Source organism: Paracoccus yibinensis, assembly GCF_030846195.1.
Lineage (GTDB): Bacteria > Pseudomonadota > Alphaproteobacteria > Rhodobacterales > Rhodobacteraceae > Paracoccus > Paracoccus yibinensis.
Map to the genome: position 1 here is coordinate 275,592 of NZ_JAVCWH010000003.1, position 23,749 is coordinate 299,340.

The following is a 23,749-nucleotide window of genomic DNA, read 5'->3' on the forward strand; positions in this document are numbered from 1 at the left end:
ATGGCTGGCGGGATACGCGACAGCGGCGACGATCTGGTCGAAAACCACGAGATCAACGTCACTCCCTTCATCGACGTGATGCTGGTGCTGCTGATCATCTTCATGGTGGCGGCGCCGCTTGCGACGGTCGATGTCAACGTCGATCTGCCGGTGTCGAACGCCACGCCCGCCCAGCGCCCCGACCAGCCGGTCTATGTGACCGTCAAGCCCGACCTGACGCTGGCCCTGGGAAATACCGACATCGCGCCGGGGGGTTTGGCGGCTGCGCTTGCCGAGGCGACTGAAGGCGACCGCGAGCAGCGCATCTTCCTGCGCGCCGACCGCGAGGTCGCCTATGGCGACCTGATGGAGGTGATGAACACCCTGCGCGAAACCGGCTATCTGAAGATCGCGCTCGTGGGGCTTGAATCGACCACGGGCGCCGTGCCGCCGGCATCCGCCGACCCCGCATCTGCGGCTGCCCCGGAACCCGCACAATGAGCGGGCGCACCGCCGCCATGATCCGCGAGGGCGCGCTGTGGGGCGGCGCCTCGGTCCTGGTGCTGGCGCTGCATCTGGGCGGGGCCTTGTGGTTGATGCGACAAGCCGAAGCCGCAGCCCCGCCCCCTGGGCTGCCCGAACCGGTCTTTGTCGATCTGGCCCCGCCCGCTGTCGAGGAGCCGGTCGAAGCGGCACGGGAACCTGCCGAGCCGGAACCCCGACCCGAACCGGAACCCGTGGCAGAGCCGCTGGAACTGCCGCCCCTGCCAGAGCTGGAACCGCTGGACGACATGGCGGATCTGTTTCCGCCCGCGCCGCCCGAACTGGACACCCCGCCCGAGGTGGTGCTGAACAGTTCCGCCCGCCCGCAGCGTCGCCCGGAACGCGAACCGGAACCGCAGCACCAAGCCGAACAACGCCGCGAACCGGAACGGCAGCGTCAGGCGGAACCCCGCAGGCAGGAACAGGCCGCACCGCAACAGCAGCAGGCGCGCCGCGCCGAGCAAGGCGCCGGCGGCACCGGGGCCGCCGGTCCCAGCCCGCAGCAGAAGGCCAGCCTGATGTCGCAATGGGGTGGCCAGATCCGGTCCTGCATCAGCCGCCGGGCATCGGCCCCGCGCGGGGTCCGCGAAGGCGGCCGGGTGGAATTGAATCTGTCGGTGTCGCGCAGCGGGACAATCCAGGGGGTAGGCATCGCCGGATCCTCGGGCATCGCGGCCCTGGACCAGGCGGCGGTCCGGGCCGCGCAGCGCGCCGGACGCTGCCCTCGCGCGCCCGCCGAACTGACCGATGCCACCTATGGCTTCGTGCTTCCGATCAATATTCAGGTGCGCTGACCGCATGGCCTGCTGCCTTGCAGCAGGCGGAGGCCGGGGGCGCTTCGCCCCCCGGGACCCCCAGAGGATATTTGAACCAAGGCAAAGACGGTTCTTTCAGCCGAACACCTGGGGCTGATCCACGCGCAGGCGGGCAATGATCCCCTCGATCCGGCTCAGATGCTGGCGGATGGCTGCCACGGCGGCCTCGGCGTCGCGGCGGCGCAATGCGTCAAGGATATGGCCGTGTTCGGCAAAGGCCGTGTCGGCGCCATAGGACAGCGACAGATAGCGCGCCCGGTCCATGTGGCCCTTGTTTTCCTTCACCAGTGTCCAGACGAACTCAAGTCCGGCATAGGCGCAGATGTCGTGATGGAACTGATCGTCCAGCCTGTGGAAGCCGGTGCGGTTGCCCGTCTCGATTTCCCGGGCTTGCAGATCCAGCAGATGCGCCAAGGCGTCGAAATGGCCATTCGTCAGACGTTCCGCCGCGACACGGATGCAGGATTCCTCCAGCGCGGCGCGGATGAAATAGGCTTGCAGGACCGCTTCTTCCGAGATCGGCGTCACGATGGTCGCCCGCTGCGGGCGGATCTGGATGAAGCCCAGTTGCGACAGCCGATAAAAGGCATCGCGGACCGGCTGGCGCGACACGCCCATTTGCGCCGCCATCTCGACCTCGGACAGCTTGGCGCCGGGCGGCAGGGTCAGGTTCACCACGCGGTCGTAAAGCAAGGTGAAGACCTGATCGGTTACCGTCGGCACCCGCCCGCTGTCGAGCGGCGGAAAACTTCTTGCAGAAAGGGACGCGGTCAACATGATGCCCCCGATTGACCATTCTTGAAAACTAGCATATTAGTTTCTGACGCAGAAAACAAGTACGACTCATGGGAGGAGAAAGAGCTTGCTGGACGAAGATCGGCTGTTCCCGCTGGAAGGACGCGCCCGCAATCTGGCGCGTGGCCTTTATTCGGAAGTCCGTGATCTGCCGATCGTCAGCCCGCACGGCCATACCGATCCCTGCTGGTTCGCCGAGAACCAGCCCTTCCCCGATCCCGCGCAGCTGTTCGTCACGCCCGACCATTACGTCTTCCGCATGCTGTGTTCGCAGGGCGTGGCGCTGACCGACCTGGGCGTGCCGCGGGTTGATGGCGGGGCGACCGAAGCGGACGGGCGAAAGATCTGGCGGCTGTTCGCCCGGAACTATCACCTGTTGCGCGGCACGCCGTCGCGGATGTGGCTGGACCACAGCTTTCACCATGTCTTCGGCATCGACCGCCGCCTGTCGGCGGAAACGGCGGACTGGTATTACGATCATATCGCCGATTGCCTGGCCCGCCCCGAATTCCTGCCCCGCGCGCTGTTCGAACGCTTCAACATCGAGGTCATCGCCACGACCGAGGCCGCGACCGACAATCTGCGCTGGCACCGGATGATCCGCGAATCGGGCTGGTCCGGTCGGGTCGTCACCGCCTATCGCCCCGACGGCGTGGTGGACCCCGAGATGGCGGGCTTTGCCGACAACGTGGCCTTGCTGGGCCAGCAGACCGGCTTCGACACAGCCACCTGGGACGGATACCTGGACGCGCACCGGGCGCGGCGGGCGTTCTTCAAGGACCATGGCGCCACCTCCAGCGACCACGGCCATGCCACGGCCCGGACCGAGGATCTGCCCCAGGCGGATGCGGCGGCGCTGTTCCAGAAGGCTCTGCGCGGGCAATGCACAGCCGACGAAGCCGATGCCTTCCGCGGCCAGATGCTGACCGAAATGGCGCGGATGAGCCTGGAGGACGGGCTGGTCCTGCAAATCCACCCCGGCGCGCGGCGCAACCATTCCGATCCGGTGATGGCCGTCCATGGCCGCGACAAGGGCTTCGACATCCCCGGCCGCACCGATTACGTCGCGGCCCTGCGCCCGTTGCTGAACGCGGTGGGGATGCGCCCCGACCTGACCGTGATCCTGTTCACGCTGGACGAGACCAGCTATTCGCGCGAACTGGCGCCCTTGGCAGGCGTATATCCCTGCCTGCGCCTGGGTCCGCCCTGGTGGTTCCACGACAGCCCCGAAGGGATGATGCGCTTCCGGCAGATGGCCACGGAAACCGCAGGTTTCTACAACACCGTGGGCTTCAACGACGACACCCGCGCCTTCTGTTCGATCCCCGCGCGCCACGATGTCGCGCGCCGCGTGGATTGCGCCTTTCTCGCCACCCTGGTCGCCACCGGGCGCCTGGCAGCCGACGAGGCACCGGAACTGGCGCGCGACCTGACCTATGGCCTCGCCAAGAAGGCCTACAAACTCTGAGCTTCACCAACGGGAGGATACCATGAAGTTCGTCAAGACCACCTTCGCCGGATTGATGATCTCGGCCGCTTTCGCCACAGGCGCGGCGGCCGCGGAATGCGAGATCACGCTGCGGTCGTCCGACACCCATCCCGACGGCTATCCGACCGTCGAGGGCGTCAAGGCCATGGCGGCCGAGGTCAAGGAAAAGACCCAAGGCCGCATCTGCATCGAGGTCTTCCCGTCGTCCCAGCTGGGCGAGGAAAAGGACACAATCGAGCAGACCCAGTTCGGCGTGATCGACATGGTGCGCGCGTCCTTCGGGTCGTTCAACGACATCGTGCCCGTGACGCAGATCATGTCGCTGCCTTACCTGTTCACCTCGCCCGAACACCAGCACGCGGTCATGGACGGCCCTATCGGCGAGGAGATCGCCGCCGACTTCGCCGAAAAGGACCTGATCGCGCTCGCCTATTACGACGGGGGCGCGCGCAACTTCTACAACTCGCAAAAGCCCATCAGGACGGTGGAAGACCTCAAGGGCATGAAGTTCCGCGTCATGCAGAACGATGTCTTCGTGGACATGATGTCGGCCCTGGGCGCCAACGCCACGCCGATGCCTTATGGCGAGGTGTATTCGTCCATCCAGACGGGCGTCATCGACGGGGCGGAAAACAATTTTCCCAGCTATGACAGCTCGGGCCATGCCGAGGTCGCCAAGTATTTCACGCTGGACCAGCACCTGATGGTGCCGGAACTGGTCGCGGTGTCGAAGACCACCTGGGAAAAGCTGTCGCCCGAGGACCAGGAGATCCTGCGCACGGCCGCCGAAAATTCGGCCACGCTTCAGCGCAAGCTCTGGGCCGAACAGGAAAAGGCCAGCGAGGAAAAGGTGATCGCTGCCGGAAGCGAGGTCATCAAGGACGTGGACAAGACCGCCTTCATCGAGGCGATGGCCCCGGTCTATGAAAAATACGTGACCACGCCCGAGGCGCAGGATCTGGTCAAGCGCATCCAGGAAACCCAGCCGGCAGCCCAGTGATCCCCCGGCCCGCGGCACCCCTGCCGCGGGCTTCCTTCTTCCTGAAACCAAGGGGTGACGCCATGCATGGCAGCATCGCCGCACTGTCACGCTTGAACGCCTGGTTTTCCCGGATCAGCCTGTGGCTGGCGGGAACCGGGCTGGTGGCGATGACGGTCATCGTCTTTGCGCAGGTCTTCATGCGCTATGTCATGAACGACAGCCTTCTGTGGGTCGAACCGGTGGCGATCCTGCTGATGAGCTGGTTCATCTTCCTGGGCTCGGCCGTGGGCGTCCATGAAAGCTTCCACATGGGCTTTGACGTGCTGCTGTTCTTTTTGCCCGACAGCGCCGGGACGTGGCTGCGCGCGCTGTCCGACCTGGCCGTGCTGGCCTTCAGCATCGGCATGGCGGTCTATGGCTGGCAACTGATGGCGAAGACCTGGGAATCGTCCTTGCCGGTGATCGGGCTGCCGGGGGGCTTCGGCTACATGCCGCTGTTCGCGGGAGGCGTGCTGATGACGCTGTTCGTGCTGGAACACCTGCTGAACCGGCTGACCGGCCGCACGGTCGAGGCCGCGCCCGATGCCCAAGACATCCTGATGACCGAGGCCTGACATGGAATACCTGATCCTGTTCGGCGTCTTCACCGTCCTCATGCTGATCGGCACGCCGATCGCCTTCTGCCTCGGCATCTCCAGCCTGGCGACCGTCGGATACCTGGGCCTGCCGCCGCTGGTGGTCTTCCAGCGGCTGTCGGCGGGGATTTCCGTCTTCACGCTGATGGCCATTCCCTTCTTCATCTTCGCGGGCGACCTGATGGTCCGGGGCGGCATCGCCGCCCGGATCGTGGCCTTCGCCGGGTCGCTGATCGGCCATGTCCGGGGCGGCTTGGGGCAGGTCAACATCGCGGCATCCACCCTGTTCGGCGGCATTTCCGGGTCGGCGGTGGCCGAGGCGGCGGCGGTCGGCGGCATCATGATCCCGCAGATGAAGGCGCGCGGCTATGGCGCGGACTACGCTGTCAACGTGACCTCGATGGCCGCGCTGATCGCGCTCTTGCTGCCGCCCAGCCACAACATGATCATCTATTCGATCTCGGGCGGGGGGCGGATCTCCATCGCAGACCTGTTCACCGCGGGAATCATTCCGGGCCTGCTGCTGGCCGCGGCGCTGTCCGTCACCGCCTATATCGTCGCCCGCCAGCGCGGCTATCCGACCGAGGCCTTTCCCGGCTTCGCCCGCGTGGGTTACTTCCTGCTGCAATCCATCCCCGGAATGCTGCTGATCGCCATCATCTTCGGCGGTGTGCGGTCAGGCGTCTTCACGGCCACCGAAAGCTCCTGCATCGCGGTCCTCTATGCGCTGCTGGTGACGATGGTGGTCTATCGCAGCATGTCCTGGTCGGACTTCGTCCATGCCACGCAGCAGGCGGTGCGCACGACGGCGATGGTGCTGCTGATCATCGGCATGGCGGGGGCCTTCGGCTGGCTGATGGCCTATCTGCACGTGGCGCAGATATCGCTCAACTGGATGCAGTCGGTGTCCGACAATCCTTTCGTGATCCTTCTGATGATCAACATCGTGCTGCTGGTGCTGGGCACCTTCATGGACATGTCGCCCCTGATCATCATCACCACGCCGATCTTCCTGCCGGTGGTTGCGGCCTTCGGCGTCGATCCGGTGCATTTCGGCGTTATCATGATCCTGAACCTGGGAATCGGCCTGAACACGCCGCCGCTGGGCCCCGTCCAGTTCGTCGCCGCCGCCGTGGCCCGCATTTCCATCTGGGAAGCCATGCGCAGCGTCTGGCCCTTCTATGCCGCGGGCCTGATCGTGCTGCTGCTGGTGACCTATGTCCCCGCCCTGTCGCTGTGGCTGCCGAGCGTCTTCAAATGAAGGGTCCCGTCCGCACCGTGCTGGCCCATTCCCCCGAATTGATGGTCGTCCGCTTCGCCTTCCGGGCGGGCGACCAGGGCGCACTGCATTCCCACCCCCATGTGCAATCGACCTATGTGCAGTCGGGCCGCTACCGCTTCACCGTGAACGGCCGCGAGTTTCAGGTCGGGCCGGGCGATGCCTTCGTCATCCCCTCGAACGCCGAACACGGCTGCACCTGCCTGGAAGAGGGCGAGCTGATCGACAGCTTCACCCCCTGCCGCGACGATTTTCTGTGAAAGGCCCTGCCATGACCCATGTCGACACCCGCCACGCGATCCATCCCGATCATGCCAAACGCATGGACACGGGCGATCTGCGCCGGCATTTCCTGGCCGAGGGGCTGTTCGCCCGGGCCGAGATCCGGCTGGTCTATACCCATTACGACCGCTTCGTGCTGGGCGGCGCGGTGCCGGACGGGTCGGACATCACCCTGGACAGGATCGCCGAAACCAGGACCGCGACCTTCCTGGAACGGCGAGAGATGGGCATCGTCAACATCGGCGACACCGGCAGCGTCACGGCGGCGGGCCAGACCTGGGAGATGAAGAAGGGCGACGTCCTGTATCTCGGCATGGGCTCGGGCGCGGTGACCTTCAGCGGCATGGGCCGGTTCTACATCACCTCCTGCCCCGCGCATCGGGAACTGCCCTGCCGGCTGATCACCGTCGAGGACGCCAAGGAGATGAAGACCGGCGCGGTGGAAACCTCGAACAAGCGCACCATCCGCCAGTTCATCCACCCGCTGGTCATGGAAAGCTGCCAGCTTGTGCTGGGCTATACCACGCTGGAGGACGGGTCGGTCTGGAACACCATGCCCGCCCATGTCCACGACCGCCGGATGGAGGCATACCTGTATCACGGCATGGCGCCCGAGGCGCGCGTCCTGCACCTGATGGGAGAGCCGCAGGAAACCCGCCACCTGTTCGTGGCCGACGAACAGGCGGTGATCTCGCCGCCCTGGTCGATCCATTCGGGCGCGGGCATCGGCGGCTATACCTTCATCTGGGCCATGGCGGGCGACAATGTCGATTACACCGACATGGACGTCGTCCAGCCGGGGGACCTGCGGTGAACCCCTTCTCGCTGGACGGCCAGGTCGCGCTTGTCACCGGCGCCAACACCGGCATCGGCCAGGCCATCGCCGTGGCCCTGTCCCAGGCGGGGGCCGAGGTCATCGCGAGCGGGCGCCGCGACTGCGACGAGACGCTGGCGCTGATGGGGTCCGGTCGCGGCTTGCGGCTGGACTTCCGCGATCCCCTGGCGGCGCGCGATGTCTTCGCGTCCGAACGCATCGACATCCTGGTCAACAACGCGGGCATCATCCGCCGCGCCGATGCGGTCGAGTTCTCCGAGGCCGACTGGGACGAGGTGATGGACGTGAACCTCAAGGCGCTGTTCTTCACCTGCCAGGCCTTCGCGCGGGCCGCCCTGCCGCGCGGGCGGGGCAAGATCGTCAACATCGCGTCCCTGCTGTCCTTCCAGGGCGGCATCCGGGTGCCGTCCTATACCGCGTCGAAACATGGCGTCGCGGGCCTGACCAGGCTGATGGCCAACGAATGGGCCGCCGCCGGGCTGAACGTCAACGCCATCGCGCCCGGCTATATCGAGACCAACAACACCGAGGCCCTGCGCGCCGATCCCGACCGGTCGCGCGCGATCCTGGACCGCATCCCCGCAGGCCGCTGGGGCCGCCCCGAGGATATCGGCCAGACCGCCGTGTTCCTCTCCGCCCCCGCCTCCGACTACATCAACGGCGCCGTCCTCAACGTCGATGGAGGCTGGCTTGCAAGGTAGGCTTTTCCGCGAACCGACCACGCAGGGGGGTATCGTCCACCTGGGCCTCGGCGCCTTCTTCCGCGCCCATGGCGCGATCTATGTGGCCGAGGCAGGGGGCTGGGGCATCACCGGCGTCTCGCTGCAATCGCCGGGCACGCGCGACAGGCTGAAGCCACAGGGCTGGGCCTATACGGCGCTTGAACTGGGACCGGAGGGCGAGAAGCCGCAGGTCGTGACGGTCCTGCGCGACGTGCTGGTCGCGCCGGAAGACCCCCAGGCGGTGCTGGAGGTGATGGCCGCGCCCGATACGCATATCGTCAGCTTGACGGTGACGGAAAAGGGCTATTGCCACGAGCCGTCCACGGGCCGCCTGAACCGCGACCATCCCGACATCCGGCACGACCTGGCGAACCCGCTGCCGAAATCCGCGCCGGGCTTCCTGGTCCGCGCCCTGGCCCTGCGCCACGCGGCGGGGCTGCCGCCCTTCACGGTGCTTTGCTGCGACAACCTGCCGGAAAACGGCCGGGTGGTGCGCGGCGTGACCCTGGAACTCGCCCGCCTGATCGACCCGGCCCTGGCCCACTGGATCGAGGCCAACGGAGCATTCCCCGCGACCATGGTGGACCGCATCGTCCCCGCCACCACGCCCGCCGACCTGGACCGGCTGGAAGCGGCGACCGGGATCCGCGACGAAGCCCCGGTCATGCACGAACCCTTCCGCCAGTGGGTGGTCGAGGACAATTTCTGCGGCCCCCGTCCGGCCTTCGAGACGGTCGGCGTGCAGATGGTCGCGGATGTCACGCCATACGAGCACATGAAGCTGCGGATGCTGAACGGCACGCATTCCAGCCTCGCCTATCTGGGCTATCTGGCGGGGCATGAGACCATCGCCGAGACCATGGCCGATCCGGTTTTCGCGGGCTTCGTGCGCCGGCTGTGGCGGGACGAGATCATCCTGGCGCTGACGCCCCCGCAGGGCGTGGCTCTGGAGGCCTATGCCGATGCGCTTGCCGCGCGCTATGCGAACCCGGCGATCCGGCACCGGACCTGGCAGATCGCGATGGACGGCAGCCAGAAGCTGCCGCAGCGGATCCTGGGCACCATCGCGGAAAGCCGCGCTGCGGGCCGGGCGGTGCCAGGGCTGACCTTGGCCGTGGCGGCCTGGATGCGCTATGTGTCTGGCCGTGACGAAAAGGGCCAGCCGATCGAGGTCAAGGATCCCCTGGCCCCGCGCCTGGCCGCCCTGTGGCGCGACGATTCCGCGCAGACGGTGGCGGGATTTCTGGCCCTGGTCGAGGTGTTCCCGCCCGCGCTGCGCGACGACGCGGGCTTCGCGGCTGACCTGACGGCGGCGCTGTCGGGGTTGGTGCAGGACGGGGCGCGGGCGATGGTGGCGGGCGTGGAAGCGGTGGGGTGAAATCCCACCCTACAGGGCCTCGGCCACCAGGGCGCCGCGATGGCGGATCACCTTGCGGCTGAGGCCATGGCCCGCCGCGATGGCCGTGGCGCAATCCGCGCCCGACAGGTGGGCCGCCAGATAGCCCGCATTGAAGCTGTCGCCCGCCGCCGTGCTGTCCACGGGGGTTTCGGGCGCAAGTTCGTCGATCAGCCCCGATCCCTCGGCCCCGCCAAAGCGGATCGGCCCGCCGCCGTTCTTGACCACCACCTGCCCCGCCCCAAGCGCCAGGTAGCGCGCGACGGTCGCCTGGGGATCGGCATCGCCGAAATGGCTGGATTCATCGTCGAAGCTGGGCAGGACCAGGTCTGCACCTGCCGCCGCATCGCTGATGCCTTGGCGCATCGTGGCGGCGTCGGCCCACAGGCGCGGACGCAGGTTCGGGTCGAAGACCACCTGCGTTCCCGCCGCCCTGGCGTGGGACAGGGCCGCCAGCAGGTTTGCCCGGCCCTGCGGCGGAAGGATCGCCACCGTGATGCCCGAGAAATAGGCGACCGCCGCACCGTCAAGCGCCGCGTCCAGAACCGCCGGATCGTCGGCCAGCCGCTTGGCCGCCGACGTATCGCGCCAATAGGCGAAGCTGCGTTCGCCGTCCTCGAGGCTGATGGCATAAAGCCCGATTTCCCGGTCGGGATCGCGGCCGACATGGGCGGTGCCGATGCCTTCCGACGCCAGGAAGTCCACCATCTGCTGCGAAAAGGCGCCCTGGCCCACGCGGGACAGGTAATCGACCTGCCAGTCCGCGCCCAGCAGGCGGCGCAGATACCAGGCCGTGTTCAGCGTATCGCCGGCAATCCCCAGGCGCCACAGGCCGGGCTGGTCCGACTGGCCCAGTTCGACCATCGCCTCTCCGATGGACAGGATGCGCATCAGGCGGCCCGGTGCCTTCGCGACAGGGCGAGTTCCACGCCGCGCAGTTCCGCCAGCCCCTTGAGGCGACCGATCGCGGGATAGCCCGGTTGCCCGCCGCGGCCGATGTCATCCAGGATATCCTGGCCGTGATCGGGGCGCATGGGGATGCGCCAGTCCTCGCGTCCGGCAGCCCGCCTGCGTGCCTCCTCGGCCAGGATGGCGTCGATCAGGTCCACCATGTCGGTCTGACCGGCCAGATGTTCATCCTCGAAGAAGCTGGCGGGGACGGTGTCGCTGTCGCGGCGGACGTTGCGCAGGTGCAGGAAATGCACCCGGTCGCCCAAGCGGCGCATCATGCCGGGCAGGTCATTGTCGTGCCTTGCCCCCAGCGAGCCGGAACACAGCGTGATGCCGTTGGCGGGCAGGTCCACCGCCGCCATGCGTTCGGCGTAATCGGCCTCGGTGGACATGACGCGGGGCAGGCCCAGCAGGGGGAAGGGCGGATCGTCCGGGTGGCAGCACAGCCGCATTCCCAGATCCTGCGCGACGGGGGCTACCTGTTCCAGGAAATCGTTGAAGTTGCGGCGCAGCACCGCGTCCGTCACCGGGGCATAGGTTTGCAGCAGGTCACGCACGTCGCCCATGGTCAGATGCTCGGCCGCGCCGGGCAGGCCGAAGACCACGTTTCCGGCAAGCTGCCGGCGCGCGCCGTCGTCCATGTCGGCAAAGCGGCGGGAAGCGGCCTGTCGGATGTCTTCGGGGAAATCCTCGGCCGCGCCGGGGCGTTCCAGGATATGGATGTCGAAGGCCGCGAAGTCGGTCAGGTCGAAGCGCATGCAGCGCGCGCCGTTGGGGCGGCGCCATTCCAGGTCGGTGCGGGTCCAGTCCAGCACCGGCATGAAGTTGTAGCAGATCACCCGGATCCCCGCCGCGTGCAGGTTCCGCATGGATTGGGTCCAGTTCTGCACATGGCCCCGCCAGTCGCCGGTCTGGGTCTTGATCGCCTCGCTGACGGGCAGGCTTTCCACGACCTCCCATTCCAGCCCGGATGGCGTGCCGTCGCGCATGACCGCAAGCTGGGCCTGACGCCGGTCAATTTCCTCGGGCGTCCAGACGGTGCCCGTGGGGACATGATGCAGGGCCGTCACGACACCCTGGACGCCCGCTTGCAGCATGTCGTCGATGGACACGCGGTCGTTCGGACCGAACCAACGCCAGGTCTGTCGCATGTAATCCTCTCTCAGTCGGTGAAATAGTCGGGCCGGGCCGCTGCCATCTGCGGCACTTCGGTCAGCATCTGGCGCAGATGGGTGCGCATCGCGGTCTCGGACGCGTCCGCATCGCCCTTGCGCAAGGCGTCCAGGATCTGCTGGTGCTGGCCGATGATGAAGCCGCGGTCGAAGGCGCGCATGGACAGGTGCCGCAACCGGTTCATCTGCGCCTTGAGCCGTTCCAGATCCGCCCAGACCGCCTCTTGTCCCGCCGCCAGGGCCAGCAGGCGGTGGAAGCGGTCGTCGGATTCAATGAAGTCGTTGACGTTCCCGGCCTGGTCCGCGGCTGTCTGGCGGGCGATTTCATCCGCCATGCGGTCCAGCATCTCGGCAGGCCGTGCCTGGGCCACGATGCGGGCCAGGTCGGCCTCGACCGCCTCGCGGATGAAGCGGGCGGACAGGACCGCCGCGACCGATATCTTGCTGATATAGGTGCCGCGCTGCGGGCGGACCTCGGCCAGGCCGTCGCTGGCCAAGCGGATGAAAGCCTCTCGCACGGGCTGGCGGCTGATGCCGATGGCGGCCGCGACCTCGGTTTCGCTGATGCGCATGCCGGGGGGCAGATCGCCCTGCTGGACACGTTTGCGCAGCCAGTCATGGACCTGGAACGCAGTGCTGGGCGCGATCGTGATGCGTGCAATGTCCATGGAAGCCTCCCCGCCAAGCAATCTATGCCATACTTCCATACAAGTAAAGCCTCCCGGAATCCGATTCAGGGGGTTGTGGGGGCATCCGTCGGCATGGCCGGGGTTTCCGTCGCACCTGCCGCCGGCGTGGGGCCGCTCTCGACCAGCCGGTTCTGGTCCCATTCGCCCGACGCGACTTCGCCGCTGGCATAGCGCATCACGCCCTGGCCTTGCCGCTTGCCCGCCACGAAGCTGCCCTCATAGCGGTCGCCGCTGGCATAGGTGGCGACGCCGGTGCCGTCGATCTCGCCCGCCTTCCAGCCGCCTTCATAGGTGAAGCCGTCCGGCGTCGTCAGCTTGCCCTGTCCCTCGCGCAAGCCATTCGCGAAGCCGCCGGTATAGACCGTGCCGTCGGGATAGGTGGCCTGGCCTTCGCCATGGCGCTGACCATCCGCCCAGGCGCCGTTATAGACATAGCCGTCGGGATAGGTCATCCGGCCCAGTCCGTGATTCCGGGCATTTCTGAAGCCGCCTTCATAGACCATGCCATTGGCATAGGTGGCCTTGCCCTCGCCCTCGATCACGCCCGCGGCCCATTGGCCGGAATAGCTGGCCCCGTCGGGATAGGTGATGGTCCCGCTGCCGTGGGGCCGGTCGTCCTTCATGCCGCCGGTATAGACCGATCCGTCAGGATAGGTGATCTGGCCTTCGCCCTCCATCCGGCCTTCCACCCACGACCCCGTATAGACATAGCCGTCGGTGCCGGTGAAGGTGCCCTGGCCGTGGCGGCGGTCGGCCTTGAAGGCGCCGTCATAGACATCGCCGTTGGCATAGGTGGCGACACCCTGCCCTTCGCGCCTGCCGTTCAGCATCTGGCCCTCGTAGCGGTCGCCCGAGGACTGGACCAGGACGCCCGTGCCGGACATCTGCCCCGCCGACCAGACGCCGTCATAGACCAGCCCGTCGGCCATGGTCAGCTTGCCCTTGCCCGCGCGCTGCCCGGCCAGCATCCCGCCTTCATAGACCGCACCGTCGGGATAGGTGATCTTGCCCTGCCCTTCCTTGACGCCCGCGTTCCAGTCGCCTTCATAGCGATAGCCGTTGGGCTGGGTCAGCACGCCCTTGCCCTGGTGCAGGCCCTTGACGAAATCGCCGGTATAGACCGAGCCGTTGGCATAGCGCGCGACGCCCTTGCCGGTGATCTCACCGGCCGACCAGTCGCCTTCATAGGTGCCGCCGTCGGCATAGGTGATCGTGCCGGTGCCGTTGGGCTTTCCTTCGGCGAACTGGCCTTCATAGACCGATCCGTTCGGAAAGGTGGCGCGGCCCTGGCCCAAAATCTCGCCTTCGACCCAGTCGCCTTCATAGCGATAGCCGTTGGGCAGGGTATAGCTGCCCTGGCCGTGCTGGCGGCCGTTGCGGAAGGTGCCTTCATAGACGCCGCCGTCGTCATATTGCTTGGTCACGACCTGCGCATCCGCCGCCATGGTCCCCGCCAGCAGCGCCACCATTGCCGCCCAACTTGCCGCCTTCATCGCCAGTCCGCCCTTCGTCCTTTGCCCCATGGTCTATCGCAGCGGAACCGGCTGCGCAAAGCCCGACTTTTCCTTATCCATGTCATCGCCTATCACGGCATCGAGAGAACAGGGGCTGCATGATGACCAACCGTTTCCGCCTGACCATCGGCCAGTTGAACGCCACGGTGGGCGACCTGCAAGGCAACGCAGACAAGGCCCGCGAGGCGTGGGAGGCCGCGAAGGCCGCCGGCGCCGACATGCTGGCCCTGCCCGAGATGTTCATCACCGGATACCAGACGCAGGATCTGGTGCTGAAACCCGCCTTCTGCCGCCAGGCCGAGGAGGAGATCCTGGAACTTGCGGCCCTTTGCACCGGCGGCCCGGCCCTGGGGATCGGCGGGCCATGGCGCGATGGCGAAAAGCTGTATAACGCGTTCTGGGTCTTCAAGGACGGCGAAATGATCGCCCGCGTGCTGAAGCACCGGCTGCCCCACAAGCAGTTGTTCGACGAATGGCGGCTGTTCAACAGCGGCCCGATCAGCGGTCCCTATCCCGTCGCGGGCGCGCGGATCGGATCGCCCATCTGCGAGGACAGCTGGTCCCCCGACGTGGCCGAGACGCTGGCCGAAACCGGGGCCGAGATCCTGATCGTGCTCAACGGGTCGCCCTATCACAGGAACAAGCTGGACCTGCGCATGGGCCACATGGTCGCCCGCGTGGTCGAAACCGGGCTTCCGCTCGTCTATGTCAACATGGCCGGCGGACAGGACGACCAGGTTTACGATGGGGCAAGCTTCGTGCTGAACCCCGGCGGACACAAGGTCGTGCAGCTGCCGCCCTTCCAGGAAATGCTGGCCCATGTCGATTTCACCCTGACCGACGACGGCTGGCGTGCCGAGCCGGGGCTGATGGTGCCCCAGCCCGACGAATGGGAACAGGATTACCAGGCCATGATGCTGGGCCTGCGCGATTATCTGCGCAAGTCCGGGTTTTCCAAGGTCGTGCTGGGCATGTCGGGCGGCATCGATTCCGCGCTTGTGGCGACGATCGCCGCGGATGCCATCGGGCCGCAGAACGTACATTGCGTGATGCTGCCCAGCGAATACACGTCCCAGACAAGCCTGGACGACGCGGCCGACTGCGCGGGCCGGCTGGGCGCGCGGCTGGATACGGTGCGCATCGACGGGGCGCGCGACGCCGTGGCGGATGCCCTTGCGGATCTGATGAAAGGCACCGAGCCCGACATCACCGAGGAAAACATCCAGTCCCGCCTGCGCGGCCTGATGCTGATGGCGATTTCCAACAAGTTCAACGAAATGCTTCTGACCACCGGCAACAAGTCCGAAGTCGGCGTGGGCTATGCCACGATCTATGGCGACATGGCGGGCGGATACAACCCGATCAAGGATCTGTACAAGACGCGGGTGTTCGAAACCTGCCGCTGGCGCAACGCCAATCACCGCGACTGGATGATGGGCCCGCCGGGCGAGGTGATCCCGCCCCGGATCATCACCAAGCCCCCTTCGGCGGAACTGCGCCCCGATCAGGTGGACCAGGACTCCCTGCCCCCCTATGACATCCTGGACGCGATCCTGGACGGGCTTGTCGAACAGGATCTGTCGCTGCGCGATCTGGTGGACCAGGGCTTTGACGCCGATACCGTCCGAAAAGTGGAAAGGCTGCTTTATGGCAGCGAATGGAAACGGTATCAGGCGGCCCCCGGACCCCGGATCTCGACCAAGGCGTTCTGGCTGGACCGCCGCTATCCCCTGGTGAACCGCTGGCGGGACCGGCTGTAGGCGGGCGCAAGCCCGCCTTCCCGCGCCGGTCCCTATCCGACCCCGCCCAGCAATTCGCGCGCGGCCATGTCGATGAAGGCCTGCTGGTTGCGCCCGACATTGTGGACGAAGATCGTATCCACGCCCAGTTCGGCGATGGCCTGCAGATCGGCGCGGTGCAGCCCCGGATCGGCCGAGACGCGAACCGACCGGCCAATGTGGTCCGGTCCGACGAACTGGCCCAGCAGGTCGAAATCCGATGGACGCCGGACATCCCAGTTGATCTCTCCGCCGATCGCCACGGGTGCCCATTGATCCAACGCGTTGGCCATGGCGCGACCTTCGGTATCCGCCCAGGATATCGTCTGCTGGACATGGACGGGCTTGCCCTCGCCTCCGCCCTCGCGGAAGGCGGCGAGGACGCGGGCGACATTGGCCGGATCGCCGCCCAGGGTCAGCAGCCCCTCGGCCCAGCCGCCCAGCCAGCGCGCCGTGTCCTCGGTCGCGGCGGCACCGAACAGGGGCGGCGGCGTGTCGGGCAGCGACCACAGGCGTGCCTCGATGGCGGTCACGCGTCCGCGATGCGTGACGGTCTCGCCGCGCAGCAGGGCGTGCATCACGTCAAAGCATTCCCGCAGCCGTGCATTCCGTTCCGGCTTGTCGGGCCAGGCCACCCCCGTCATCGCCTCGTTCAGCGCCTCTCCGGTGCCAAGGGCCACCCAGAAGCGGCCGGGAAACATCTGCGCCAGCGTGGCCGCCGCCTGGGCCATCACCGCCGGGTGATAGCGGTATCCCGGTGCGGCGATATTGCCGAAGGGCACCGTGGTCGTGGCCATCGCCGCGCCCAGCCAGGTCCAGGCATGGCCGGAATGGCCCTGACGCGTGCTCCAGGGCTGGATATGATCGGAACACTTGATGGCCGCGAAGCCCGCAGCCTCGGCACGGCGTGCCAGATCACACAGGGTCCGCGGGTCGTATTGCTCGTGCGAGGCGTGATATCCGATGCGTGCCATGACCGTGCCCTTCCTCCAATCCTGCGGGAAGCCCCTGACCCTGCGGGAAGTTCCCTGGGGGAACAATCCGTCGGCCATGATGCTTGCGCTGTGGCATGGATCACCGGACGGCGACATGGCGGAACTGGACGAATGGTGGAAGAACGCCGTCATCCATGGCGTCGATGTCGAACGGCTCTGCGACAGCGACGGCGACGGGGTCGGCAATTTCGCCGGGCATTGCGCCGTGGCCTTGCACCCCTGTGGTCGAAATGGGCACGCTGACCGCGTTGCCCCCGTGCATGACAAATGAAAGGACATCCCATGACCATTCGTGCCGTTGGCGCTCCTGCCGCCGATCAGCCCCTGCGCCCCATGGACATCACCCGGCGCGATACCGGTCCGCATGACGTTCGCATCCAGATCGTCTATTGCGGCATCTGCCATTCCGACCTGCACCAGGTGCGCAGCGAATGGGCCGGCACGCTTTATCCCTGCGTTCCGGGGCACGAGATCGTGGGCCGCGTGACCGAGGTGGGCGCCCATGTCACCAGCCACAAGCCGGGCGATCTGGTGGGGGTCGGCTGCATCGTGGACAGTTGCCAGCATTGCGCCGAATGCGAGGAAGGGCTGGAAAACTACTGCGACGGCATGGTCGGCACCTATAACGGCCCGACCGCGGATGCCCCGGGCCATACGCTGGGCGGCTATTCCCAGGCCATCGTGGTCCATGAACGTTATGTCCTGCGGATCACCCACCCCGAGGATCAGCTGGCCGCCGTCGCCCCGCTGCTGTGCGCGGGGATCACCACCTATTCACCGCTGCGCCACTGGGGCGCGGGACCGGGCAAGAAGGTGGGGGTGGTGGGCATCGGCGGCCTGGGCCACATGGGGGTGAAGCTGGCCCATGCCATGGGCGCGCATGTGGTGGCCTTCACCACCTCGCCCGACAAGGTGGACGCGGCCAGGGCACTTGGCGCCCATGAGGTCGTCGTGTCCCGCAACGCCGAGGAAATGGCGGCCCATTCCCAAAGCTTCGACTTCATCCTGAACACCGTCGCCGCCCCGCATGACCTTGACGCCTTCCTGGCGCTGCTGAAGCGCGATGGGACCATGACGCTGGTGGGGGCGCCCGCGACCCCCCATCCGTCGCCCAATGTCTTCAACCTGATCATGCGCCGCCGCAGCCTGGCCGGATCGCTGATCGGCGGCATCCCGGAAACCCAGGAAATGCTGGATTTCTGCGCCCGGCACGGGATCACCGCAGATATCGAGATGATCCGCGCCGATCAGATCGAGGACGCCTATGAACGGATGCTGACGGGCGATGTCAAATACCGCTTTGTCATGGACATCGCCACGATGGCCTGAACCACGCACCTGACGGTCGGGGAAACCTCCGGCTGTCAGGCATAATCCACCCAGACGCCGCCCGCGTCTGCGGACCGGACGCAATGTTCCACCCAGCGCACGCCCTCGACCCCGGCCTCGACGCCGGGATAGCGCAGGTGGGACACGCGCGACGGATCGCCCTCCTCATGCGCCTCGATCGCCTGGGCGAAGCGCGAATGCAGGTTCGCCCAGGCCTCGAACAACCCTTCAGGGTGGCCCGCGCCGATGCGGTCGTCCATCACGGATTGCGGATGAAGATAGGGCATCCCGCGGTCCAGAAGGCGCGCGGGTTCGCCCTGGATTTCAAGCCGCAATTGGTTGGGGTGTTCGTCCCACCATTCGACGGACCCCCTGGACCCGGTCACCCGCACCTTCTGGCCGTGCATGGACCCTGCATTGACGGCGGATGTCCACAGCGTCCCCACCGCGCCCCCCTCATATTCCATCAGCACCGTCGCGTTGTCTTCCAGCGGCGCGCGCGAGGCGACAAAGCTTTGCCGCGAACACAGCAGCCGCCTGATCCGCAGATCGGGGCAGATCACCTGCGCGATATACAGGGGATGGGTGGCCAGATCCCCCAGGACATAGCTGGGACCGGCAAAGGCCGGATCGACGCGCCAGCGGGCCGCGGGGCTGTCCAGTTCCACCGGGGCGCTGTGAAAGCCATGCGCGAACTGCATTGTGACGATGCGGATCTCGCCCAGGGTGCCGTCTGCCACAAGGCGGGCGGCTTCCTCGATCATCTGATGGCCGGAATAGCCATAGGTGACGCCGACGATCAGGCCGCGTTCCCGGGCAATGGCTTGCAGGTCAAGCGCCTCGGCGGTGGTGAAGGTCAGGGGCTTTTCGCAGATGACATGGATGCCCGCCAGCAGCGCCGCCTTGGTGATCGGGTAATGGGTGTTGTTCGGGGTGGCGATCGTCACGCAGCGGATACCGTCGGGACGCGCGGATTCAGCGGCGAACATCGCCTGGTAATCGGCATAGCAGCGATCGGGCTCCAGCCCCAGTTCCGCCCCGAAGGCCCGGCCCCGGTCGGGATCCAGGTCGAAGGCCCCGGCCAGCAGACGGAAATACCCGTCGCGCATCGCGGCGGATCGGTGGACATAGCCGATCTGGCTGCCCCTGCCGCCGCCCACCATCCCCCAGCGGATTGCGTTTTTCGTCAGGCGGGTGCCGTCGATCATCGGGTCGTCTCCTTCGCTCGGGCAAAGCCCACGGTTTCCAGATAGCGGCGGGATCTCGCGACATCGGCCAGCGACCCGCCCGCATTGCGGGGATCGCGTTCCTGTTCGACGGTGATGAAACCGGCATAGCCGCGCCGTTCCAGCAGCGACAGGATCGCGGGATAGTCGATGCAGCCGTCGCCGATGGGACACATCACGCCCATCGCGCAGGCGTCGAAGAAACGGATGCGGCGGGTCATCACATCCGCGAACTTGGCGGCGTCGATGTCCTTGAAGTGGAGGTAATCCAGCCGGTCCCAGTACCGGTCCAGCACCGCAACGGGATCCATCCCGGCATAGGCGATGTGGCCGGTGTCCAGGCACAGCCCCGCCTCGGACGCGGGGATGTCGCGGGTGATGCGGTCGATCTCGTCCGCGAACTCGACATGACCGCCCGCATGGGGGTGGATCACGGCGCGGACGCCGTATTCGTCCCGCGCGATCCGGGCGATGGCGCGGATGTTGGCGACCATGCCCGCCCAGGCGGCGTCGTCCAGCCGCATTGCGCGGTCGGAATGGCCCGCGGCGTAATCGCGCGCCTCGTGCCCCCAGTCCATCACCGTCAGATAGGGCGCGGCGAAACGCTGGCCGGGCGACAAGGGGGGCTTCGGCAGCGCCGTGATCACCGCGCAGATCCGGCGGGCCTGGCGTTCCAGCGCCTCGCGGTTCGCGGGATCCACGAGATTGTCGAAGATCGTGCCCGCCACGACGTAAAGGCCATGCTGTCGCAAGGCGTCCGATACCGTTTCCGAATCCAGCGGCATGTATCCGTATGGCCCCAGTTCCAGCCCGCCGTAACCCGCCGCCGCAGCTTCCCTCAGCACCAGCCGCCAATCGGGCAGGTTCGGGTTCGAGACATCGTCCACGCCCCAGCAACAGGGCGCCGTCGTGATGGTGATGGTCATGGGCTTCCTCCGGTCCAGGCAGGATTATCCGGCAAGCGGCAGGGTGCGAAGAAGGGACTTGAAGGGATCCCCTCAACTGGCCACTGTCCCGCGCAAAGGGGGGGCCATGGGAAAAGTGACGCTGGACAAGGTGGCGCAGGCGGCGGGGGTATCGCTGGCCACCGTGGACCGGGTGGTGAACCGGCGCGGCGGGGTGTCCGCAGACAAGGAAGCGGCGATCCTGGCGGCTGCCCGCCGCCTGGGCCTTGACCGCAGCCTGCGGGTCACGCCCACGGCCGCCAAGCGCATCGCGGTCCTGATCCAGCCCCCCTCCAATCCGTTCCATGCCCAGCTGCGCCAGGGCATCGAACAGGCCCGCGCCATTCACCGCGACCTGAACCTGCTGTTCCAGGTCGAATGGATCGACCCGGCGCAGCCCGACCGCATTGCCGCCCGGATCGCCCGCGCTTCGGCCTGGGCGGACGGCATGATCCTGACCGTTCCCGCCGCCCCGCAGATCGTCGCGGCGATCGAGGCGCTGCCCGCGCGCATCCCGGTCGTCACCATGGCCGACGACGTGCCCGCCGCCAGCCGCGCCGCCTTTGTTGGCCCCGACGACCGCCAGTCCGGTCGCGTCGCGGGCGACCTGATGGGATACCTGATCGGGCAGGACGGGGGCGACACGCTGGTCCTGATCGGCCGCTTCGACATGCCGGGCCATGGCGCGCGCAGCGGCGGCTTCATCGACGTGCTGGCCGAACGCCACCCCGCCATCCGCGTCTGCGAGGTCCGGGAAACGCATGAGGACAAGGCCACCGCCGCCACCCTGGCCCTGCGCGTGGCGCGGGCGAACCCCGACCTGCGCGGCATCTATCTCTGCACCACCGGCTGTTCGGAACTGGTGGCGGCTCTGGCGCCCATCCGCCAGACGCGCCCCATCGCCATCCTCACCCACGAACTGACGCCCCAGCGGCGGGCGCTTCTAAAGACCCGCCAGGTGCAGGCGATCATCGACCAGAAGCCGGTGCTGGAGGCGCGGCTGGCTGTGGAAACCGTGGCCCGCCTGATCGGCCGCCTGGATGGCGACGCAGGATCGGTCGCCACCGAGATCCAGATCTTCATGCCGGAAAGCGTTTGACGCCGCCGCCGATGATGTGAAACCCTCACATTCCTGAGGGATCCCGTCACACCGAAAGGAGGGCCGATGCGCCGTCCGACCATTGCCGACCTTGCGCGCGAGGCGGGCGTCAGCCTTGCCACGGCCGACCGCGTGCTGAACGGCCGCCTGAAGGTGCGAGAGGAAACCGCGCGGCGCGTGCAAGAGGCGGCGCAGCGCATCGGCTATCACGGTGCCAACGCGATCCGCGCGCGGTTGATGGCGGAACTGCCCGAACTGCATGCCGCGCTGATCCTGCAAAAGGAACGACACTCCTTTTACCAGGATTTCGCACGGGAATTTCAGGACCAGGCCGCGCAGATCACCTCGCACCGGGTGCGGGTGACGGTGCGATTCGCGCAATCGACCCTGCCAGGGGAATTGGAGCAGTTGCTGGAGTCGATGGCAGGGAAGGTCGATGCGGTCGCGGCCACCGGGCTGGACCACCACAAGGTCACGGCGGCGGTCAGCACTTTGCGGGCGCGCGGCATCCCCACCTTTTCCCTGCTGTCGGACTTCGCCCAAGGGGTGCGGGAAAGCTATATCGGGACCAACAACATCAAGGTCGGCCGAACGGTTGGATGGCTGATTTCCAAGATCGCGCGCAGGCCCGGCAAGGTCGCGGTCTTCATCGGCGGGCACCGGTTTCACGGCCACGAACTGCGTGAAACCGGATTTCGCAGCTATTTCCGGGAATACGCCCCCGATTTCGAGTTGCTGAACCCCCAGGTGAACCTGGAGACAAGGCAGTTGACCTATGAGGCGGTGACCGAACTTCTGGAACGGCACAACGACATCGTCGGCATCTATTGCGCGGGCGGGGGGATGGAAGGCGCCATCGCCGCCCTGCGCGAGTTGCGCAAGCCGGGCGACGTGGTGCTGATCGTCAATGAACTGACGCCGGATTCGCGCGAGGCCTTGCAGGACCGCACCCTGTCCGTCGTCATCAGCACCCCCCTGCGCCAGGTTTGCGAGGAAACCCTGGCCCTGATGATCCAGGCACGCGACCACGGCTTGACCGACAATCCAGGCCAGCGGTTCCTGCCTTTCCAGATCTGGACACCGGAAAGCCTGTAGGCTTTGATGTAAAACCATCATCAGAGGCATCATTTTCCATCAGGAATGATGGCTTTCCCGATCACGGCGTGATTGACCCATGGACGGCCTTCCGTGATCTTTCCCTGGCGACGAGCCTTGAGGAGAATCGTCGCCGCCTGCCAAGGACCGACGCCGCGCAAACCCTGCATCCGCAGGGGTGGCCATTTGCGGCCTGCTGTCTGGCACAGAGTAACGAATAAGGTGCCACGCGCACCATCAGTGGAGGGAAGACCATGAAGCGACTGCTGACGGCGACCGCGATCTGCGGGCTGCTGGGAACGGCTGCCCAGGCCGAGAATATCGGGGTGTCCATGGCCCTGTTCGACGACAACTTCCTGACCGTGCTGCGCAACGGGATGCAGGATCACGCGGCCAGCCTGGACGGCGTGACCTTGCAGATCGAGGATGCCCAGAACGACGTGGGCAAGCAGCTGAACCAGATCCAGAACTTCGTGGCCTCGGGCGTGGACGCGATCATCGTGAACCCGGTCGATACCGACGCCACCGTCGCCATGTCGCAGGCCGCTGCCGACGCGGGCATCCCGCTGGTCTATGTCAACCGCGAGCCGGTGAACGTGGACAGCCTGCCTGAAAAGCAGGCCTTCGTGGCATCGGACGAAAAGGAATCCGGCACGCTGGAAACCCAGGAAATCTGCCGCCTGCTGAAAGAGGCCGGCAAGACCGAGGCCAAGGCCGTGGTGCTGATGGGCGAGTTGTCGAACCAGGCCGCGCGGATGCGCACCCAGGACATCAAGGACGTGATCGCCACGCCCGAATGCAGCTTCATCCAGATCGTCGAGGAGCAGACCGCCAACTGGTCGCGCACCCAGGCCGCCGACCTGATGACGAACTGGATCACCTCGGGCCTGGAATTCGACGCGGTGATCTCCAACAACGACGAAATGGCCATTGGCGCGATCCAGGCCATGAAATCGGCGGGCATGTCGATGGATGACGTGATCGTCGGCGGCGTGGACGCCACGCAGGACGCCCTGGCCGCGATGGAGGCGGGCGACCTGGACGTGACCGTCTTCCAGAACGCGGCGGGTCAGGGCCAGGGCGCGGTCGATGCCGCGTTGAAGCTGGCGCGCGGCGAGGCGGTCGAGACCAAGGTCTATGTGCCTTTCGAACTGGTGACGCCCGCGAACCTGGCCGAATACCAGGCCCGGAACTGAGCCCTGCCG

24 protein-coding genes are annotated in these 23,749 nt (G+C 66.7%); 16 read left to right on the top strand and 8 right to left on the bottom strand.

The genetic code is table 11. The features are described from left to right. Both exbD and RAH32_RS08510 read left to right on the top strand, forming a co-directional pair. Nucleotides 1–480: a TonB system transport protein ExbD gene (exbD, locus tag RAH32_RS08505; protein WP_306607082.1), complete on the top strand. Its 480-nt coding sequence runs from the start codon at nucleotides 1–3 to the stop codon at nucleotides 478–480. Further along, nucleotides 477–1,316 (top strand): energy transducer TonB family protein, encoded by an 840-nt coding sequence (locus RAH32_RS08510; protein WP_306607084.1) that lies wholly within the window; start codon nucleotides 477–479, stop codon nucleotides 1,314–1,316. Before exbD ends, RAH32_RS08510 begins: the two co-directional genes overlap by 4 nt. Before the next feature lie 96 nt (nucleotides 1,317–1,412). Here the strand turns inward: RAH32_RS08510 and RAH32_RS08515 are convergent, their stop codons facing one another. Further along, nucleotides 1,413–2,060, bottom strand: a complete 648-nt coding sequence (locus RAH32_RS08515; protein ID WP_306607086.1) for a GntR family transcriptional regulator — start codon at nucleotides 2,058–2,060, stop codon at nucleotides 1,413–1,415. A gap of 139 nt (nucleotides 2,061–2,199) precedes the next feature. Here RAH32_RS08515 and uxaC point away from each other — a divergent pair, with 139 nt between their 5' ends. The 8 genes from uxaC (at nucleotide 2,200) to RAH32_RS08555 (ending at nucleotide 9,734) form a co-directional block, all read left to right on the top strand. Beyond that, nucleotides 2,200–3,600: a glucuronate isomerase gene (gene uxaC, locus RAH32_RS08520; protein ID WP_306607088.1), complete on the top strand. Its 1,401-nt coding sequence runs from the start codon at nucleotides 2,200–2,202 to the stop codon at nucleotides 3,598–3,600. A gap of 22 nt (nucleotides 3,601–3,622) precedes the next feature. Then, the gene (locus RAH32_RS08525) at nucleotides 3,623–4,621 is read left to right on the top strand and encodes a TRAP transporter substrate-binding protein (RefSeq protein ID WP_306607090.1); all 999 of its coding nucleotides are present in this window, start codon (nucleotides 3,623–3,625) and stop codon (nucleotides 4,619–4,621) included. Between the two features lie 62 nt (nucleotides 4,622–4,683). Beyond that, nucleotides 4,684–5,217 carry a TRAP transporter small permease gene (locus RAH32_RS08530; protein WP_306607092.1) on the top strand — a complete coding sequence of 178 codons (534 nt, stop codon included), beginning with the start codon at nucleotides 4,684–4,686 and terminating at the stop codon, nucleotides 5,215–5,217. 1 nt (nucleotide 5,218) lies between these two features. After that, nucleotides 5,219–6,499 (top strand): TRAP transporter large permease, encoded by a 1,281-nt coding sequence (locus RAH32_RS08535; RefSeq protein WP_306607094.1) that lies wholly within the window; start codon nucleotides 5,219–5,221, stop codon nucleotides 6,497–6,499. Then, nucleotides 6,496–6,777, top strand: a complete 282-nt coding sequence (locus RAH32_RS08540; RefSeq protein WP_306607096.1) for a cupin domain-containing protein — start codon at nucleotides 6,496–6,498, stop codon at nucleotides 6,775–6,777. The genes RAH32_RS08535 and RAH32_RS08540 overlap by 4 nt, the downstream gene beginning before the upstream one ends. A gap of 11 nt (nucleotides 6,778–6,788) precedes the next feature. Further along, a complete protein-coding gene (gene kduI, locus RAH32_RS08545) occupies nucleotides 6,789–7,613 on the top strand; it encodes a 5-dehydro-4-deoxy-D-glucuronate isomerase (protein WP_306607099.1) in 825 nt (274 codons plus the stop codon). After that, on the top strand, nucleotides 7,610–8,335 hold the full coding sequence (gene kduD, locus RAH32_RS08550) for a 2-dehydro-3-deoxy-D-gluconate 5-dehydrogenase KduD (protein WP_306607101.1): 726 nt from the start codon (nucleotides 7,610–7,612) through the stop codon (nucleotides 8,333–8,335). The genes kduI and kduD overlap by 4 nt, the downstream gene beginning before the upstream one ends. Next, nucleotides 8,313–9,734, top strand: a complete 1,422-nt coding sequence (locus tag RAH32_RS08555) for a mannitol dehydrogenase family protein (protein WP_306607103.1) — start codon at nucleotides 8,313–8,315, stop codon at nucleotides 9,732–9,734. Before kduD ends, RAH32_RS08555 begins: the two co-directional genes overlap by 23 nt. A gap of 9 nt (nucleotides 9,735–9,743) precedes the next feature. On the opposite strand, the gene RAH32_RS08560 is transcribed toward RAH32_RS08555, so the two are convergent. From RAH32_RS08560 to RAH32_RS08575, 4 genes are all read right to left on the bottom strand, one after another. Beyond that, nucleotides 9,744–10,643, bottom strand: coding sequence for a sugar kinase (locus RAH32_RS08560; RefSeq protein ID WP_306607105.1), 900 nt, complete (start codon nucleotides 10,641–10,643; stop codon nucleotides 9,744–9,746). Further along, on the bottom strand, nucleotides 10,643–11,854 hold the full coding sequence (gene uxuA, locus RAH32_RS08565) for a mannonate dehydratase (RefSeq protein ID WP_306607107.1): 1,212 nt from the start codon (nucleotides 11,852–11,854) through the stop codon (nucleotides 10,643–10,645). The genes RAH32_RS08560 and uxuA overlap by 1 nt, the downstream gene beginning before the upstream one ends. Before the next feature lie 11 nt (nucleotides 11,855–11,865). Further along, a complete protein-coding gene (locus RAH32_RS08570; protein ID WP_306607108.1) occupies nucleotides 11,866–12,543 on the bottom strand; it encodes a GntR family transcriptional regulator in 678 nt (225 codons plus the stop codon). Nucleotides 12,544–12,608: 65 nt separating this feature from the next. Continuing rightward, nucleotides 12,609–14,057 (bottom strand): 2-isopropylmalate synthase, encoded by a 1,449-nt coding sequence (locus RAH32_RS08575; protein ID WP_373429686.1) that lies wholly within the window; start codon nucleotides 14,055–14,057, stop codon nucleotides 12,609–12,611. 122 nt (nucleotides 14,058–14,179) lie between these two features. Between RAH32_RS08575 and RAH32_RS08580 the strand changes: the two genes are divergently transcribed. Beyond that, nucleotides 14,180–15,838 carry an NAD+ synthase gene (locus RAH32_RS08580; protein ID WP_306607733.1) on the top strand — a complete coding sequence of 553 codons (1,659 nt, stop codon included), beginning with the start codon at nucleotides 14,180–14,182 and terminating at the stop codon, nucleotides 15,836–15,838. 32 nt (nucleotides 15,839–15,870) lie between these two features. Here the strand turns inward: RAH32_RS08580 and RAH32_RS08585 are convergent, their stop codons facing one another. Further along, a complete protein-coding gene (locus tag RAH32_RS08585) occupies nucleotides 15,871–16,830 on the bottom strand; it encodes a TIGR03885 family FMN-dependent LLM class oxidoreductase (RefSeq protein WP_306607111.1) in 960 nt (319 codons plus the stop codon). Here RAH32_RS08585 and RAH32_RS08590 point away from each other — a divergent pair. Together RAH32_RS08590 and RAH32_RS08595 are read left to right on the top strand one after the other, a co-directional pair. Beyond that, nucleotides 16,820–17,122 (top strand): hypothetical protein, encoded by a 303-nt coding sequence (locus tag RAH32_RS08590; protein ID WP_306607113.1) that lies wholly within the window; start codon nucleotides 16,820–16,822, stop codon nucleotides 17,120–17,122. The two genes, RAH32_RS08585 and RAH32_RS08590, sit on opposite strands and share 11 nt — an antisense overlap. 11 nt (nucleotides 17,123–17,133) lie before the next feature. Then, nucleotides 17,134–18,180: an NAD(P)-dependent alcohol dehydrogenase gene (locus tag RAH32_RS08595; RefSeq protein ID WP_306607115.1), complete on the top strand. Its 1,047-nt coding sequence runs from the start codon at nucleotides 17,134–17,136 to the stop codon at nucleotides 18,178–18,180. A gap of 35 nt (nucleotides 18,181–18,215) precedes the next feature. Here the strand turns inward: RAH32_RS08595 and RAH32_RS08600 are convergent, their stop codons facing one another. Both RAH32_RS08600 and RAH32_RS08605 read right to left on the bottom strand, forming a co-directional pair. After that, on the bottom strand, nucleotides 18,216–19,388 hold the full coding sequence (locus RAH32_RS08600; RefSeq protein WP_306607117.1) for a Gfo/Idh/MocA family protein: 1,173 nt from the start codon (nucleotides 19,386–19,388) through the stop codon (nucleotides 18,216–18,218). Continuing rightward, a complete protein-coding gene (locus tag RAH32_RS08605) occupies nucleotides 19,385–20,332 on the bottom strand; it encodes a TIM barrel protein (RefSeq protein WP_306607119.1) in 948 nt (315 codons plus the stop codon). Before RAH32_RS08605 ends, RAH32_RS08600 begins: the two co-directional genes overlap by 4 nt. 106 nt (nucleotides 20,333–20,438) lie before the next feature. Between RAH32_RS08605 and RAH32_RS08610 the strand changes: the two genes are divergently transcribed. The 3 genes from RAH32_RS08610 (at nucleotide 20,439) to RAH32_RS08620 (ending at nucleotide 23,740) form a co-directional block, all read left to right on the top strand. Beyond that, a complete protein-coding gene (locus tag RAH32_RS08610) occupies nucleotides 20,439–21,449 on the top strand; it encodes a LacI family DNA-binding transcriptional regulator (RefSeq protein WP_306607121.1) in 1,011 nt (336 codons plus the stop codon). A gap of 66 nt (nucleotides 21,450–21,515) precedes the next feature. Beyond that, nucleotides 21,516–22,544, top strand: coding sequence for a LacI family DNA-binding transcriptional regulator (locus tag RAH32_RS08615; RefSeq protein ID WP_306607123.1), 1,029 nt, complete (start codon nucleotides 21,516–21,518; stop codon nucleotides 22,542–22,544). 254 nt (nucleotides 22,545–22,798) lie between these two features. Then, a complete protein-coding gene (locus RAH32_RS08620; protein WP_306607124.1) occupies nucleotides 22,799–23,740 on the top strand; it encodes a sugar ABC transporter substrate-binding protein in 942 nt (313 codons plus the stop codon). The last annotated feature ends 9 nt before the right edge of the window (nucleotides 23,741–23,749 follow it).

Coding starts and splice junctions, on each gene's coding strand:
- RAH32_RS08525 (WP_306607090.1), top strand. CDS start 3,623: ATGAAGTTCGTCAAGACCACCTTCGCCGGATTGATGATCTCGGCCGCT.
- RAH32_RS08595 (WP_306607115.1), top strand. CDS start 17,134: ATGACCATTCGTGCCGTTGGCGCTCCTGCCGCCGATCAGCCCCTGCGC.
- kduI (WP_306607099.1), top strand. CDS start 6,789: ATGACCCATGTCGACACCCGCCACGCGATCCATCCCGATCATGCCAAA.
- RAH32_RS08610 (WP_306607121.1), top strand. CDS start 20,439: ATGGGAAAAGTGACGCTGGACAAGGTGGCGCAGGCGGCGGGGGTATCG.
- RAH32_RS08560 (WP_306607105.1), bottom strand. CDS start 10,643: ATGCGCATCCTGTCCATCGGAGAGGCGATGGTCGAACTGGGCCAGTCG.
- uxuA (WP_306607107.1), bottom strand. CDS start 11,854: ATGCGACAGACCTGGCGTTGGTTCGGTCCGAACGACCGCGTGTCCATC.
- RAH32_RS08575 (WP_373429686.1), bottom strand. CDS start 14,057: ATGAAGGCGGCAAGTTGGGCGGCAATGGTGGCGCTGCTGGCGGGGACC.
- exbD (WP_306607082.1), top strand. CDS start 1: ATGGCTGGCGGGATACGCGACAGCGGCGACGATCTGGTCGAAAACCAC.
- RAH32_RS08615 (WP_306607123.1), top strand. CDS start 21,516: ATGCGCCGTCCGACCATTGCCGACCTTGCGCGCGAGGCGGGCGTCAGC.
- RAH32_RS08510 (WP_306607084.1), top strand. CDS start 477: ATGAGCGGGCGCACCGCCGCCATGATCCGCGAGGGCGCGCTGTGGGGC.
- RAH32_RS08580 (WP_306607733.1), top strand. CDS start 14,180: ATGACCAACCGTTTCCGCCTGACCATCGGCCAGTTGAACGCCACGGTG.
- RAH32_RS08605 (WP_306607119.1), bottom strand. CDS start 20,332: ATGACCATCACCATCACGACGGCGCCCTGTTGCTGGGGCGTGGACGAT.
- RAH32_RS08600 (WP_306607117.1), bottom strand. CDS start 19,388: ATGATCGACGGCACCCGCCTGACGAAAAACGCAATCCGCTGGGGGATG.
- RAH32_RS08620 (WP_306607124.1), top strand. CDS start 22,799: ATGAAGCGACTGCTGACGGCGACCGCGATCTGCGGGCTGCTGGGAACG.
- RAH32_RS08530 (WP_306607092.1), top strand. CDS start 4,684: ATGCATGGCAGCATCGCCGCACTGTCACGCTTGAACGCCTGGTTTTCC.
- RAH32_RS08590 (WP_306607113.1), top strand. CDS start 16,820: ATGCGTGCCATGACCGTGCCCTTCCTCCAATCCTGCGGGAAGCCCCTG.
- RAH32_RS08570 (WP_306607108.1), bottom strand. CDS start 12,543: ATGGACATTGCACGCATCACGATCGCGCCCAGCACTGCGTTCCAGGTC.
- RAH32_RS08555 (WP_306607103.1), top strand. CDS start 8,313: ATGGAGGCTGGCTTGCAAGGTAGGCTTTTCCGCGAACCGACCACGCAG.
- RAH32_RS08540 (WP_306607096.1), top strand. CDS start 6,496: ATGAAGGGTCCCGTCCGCACCGTGCTGGCCCATTCCCCCGAATTGATG.
- RAH32_RS08585 (WP_306607111.1), bottom strand. CDS start 16,830: ATGGCACGCATCGGATATCACGCCTCGCACGAGCAATACGACCCGCGG.
- RAH32_RS08535 (WP_306607094.1), top strand. CDS start 5,219: ATGGAATACCTGATCCTGTTCGGCGTCTTCACCGTCCTCATGCTGATC.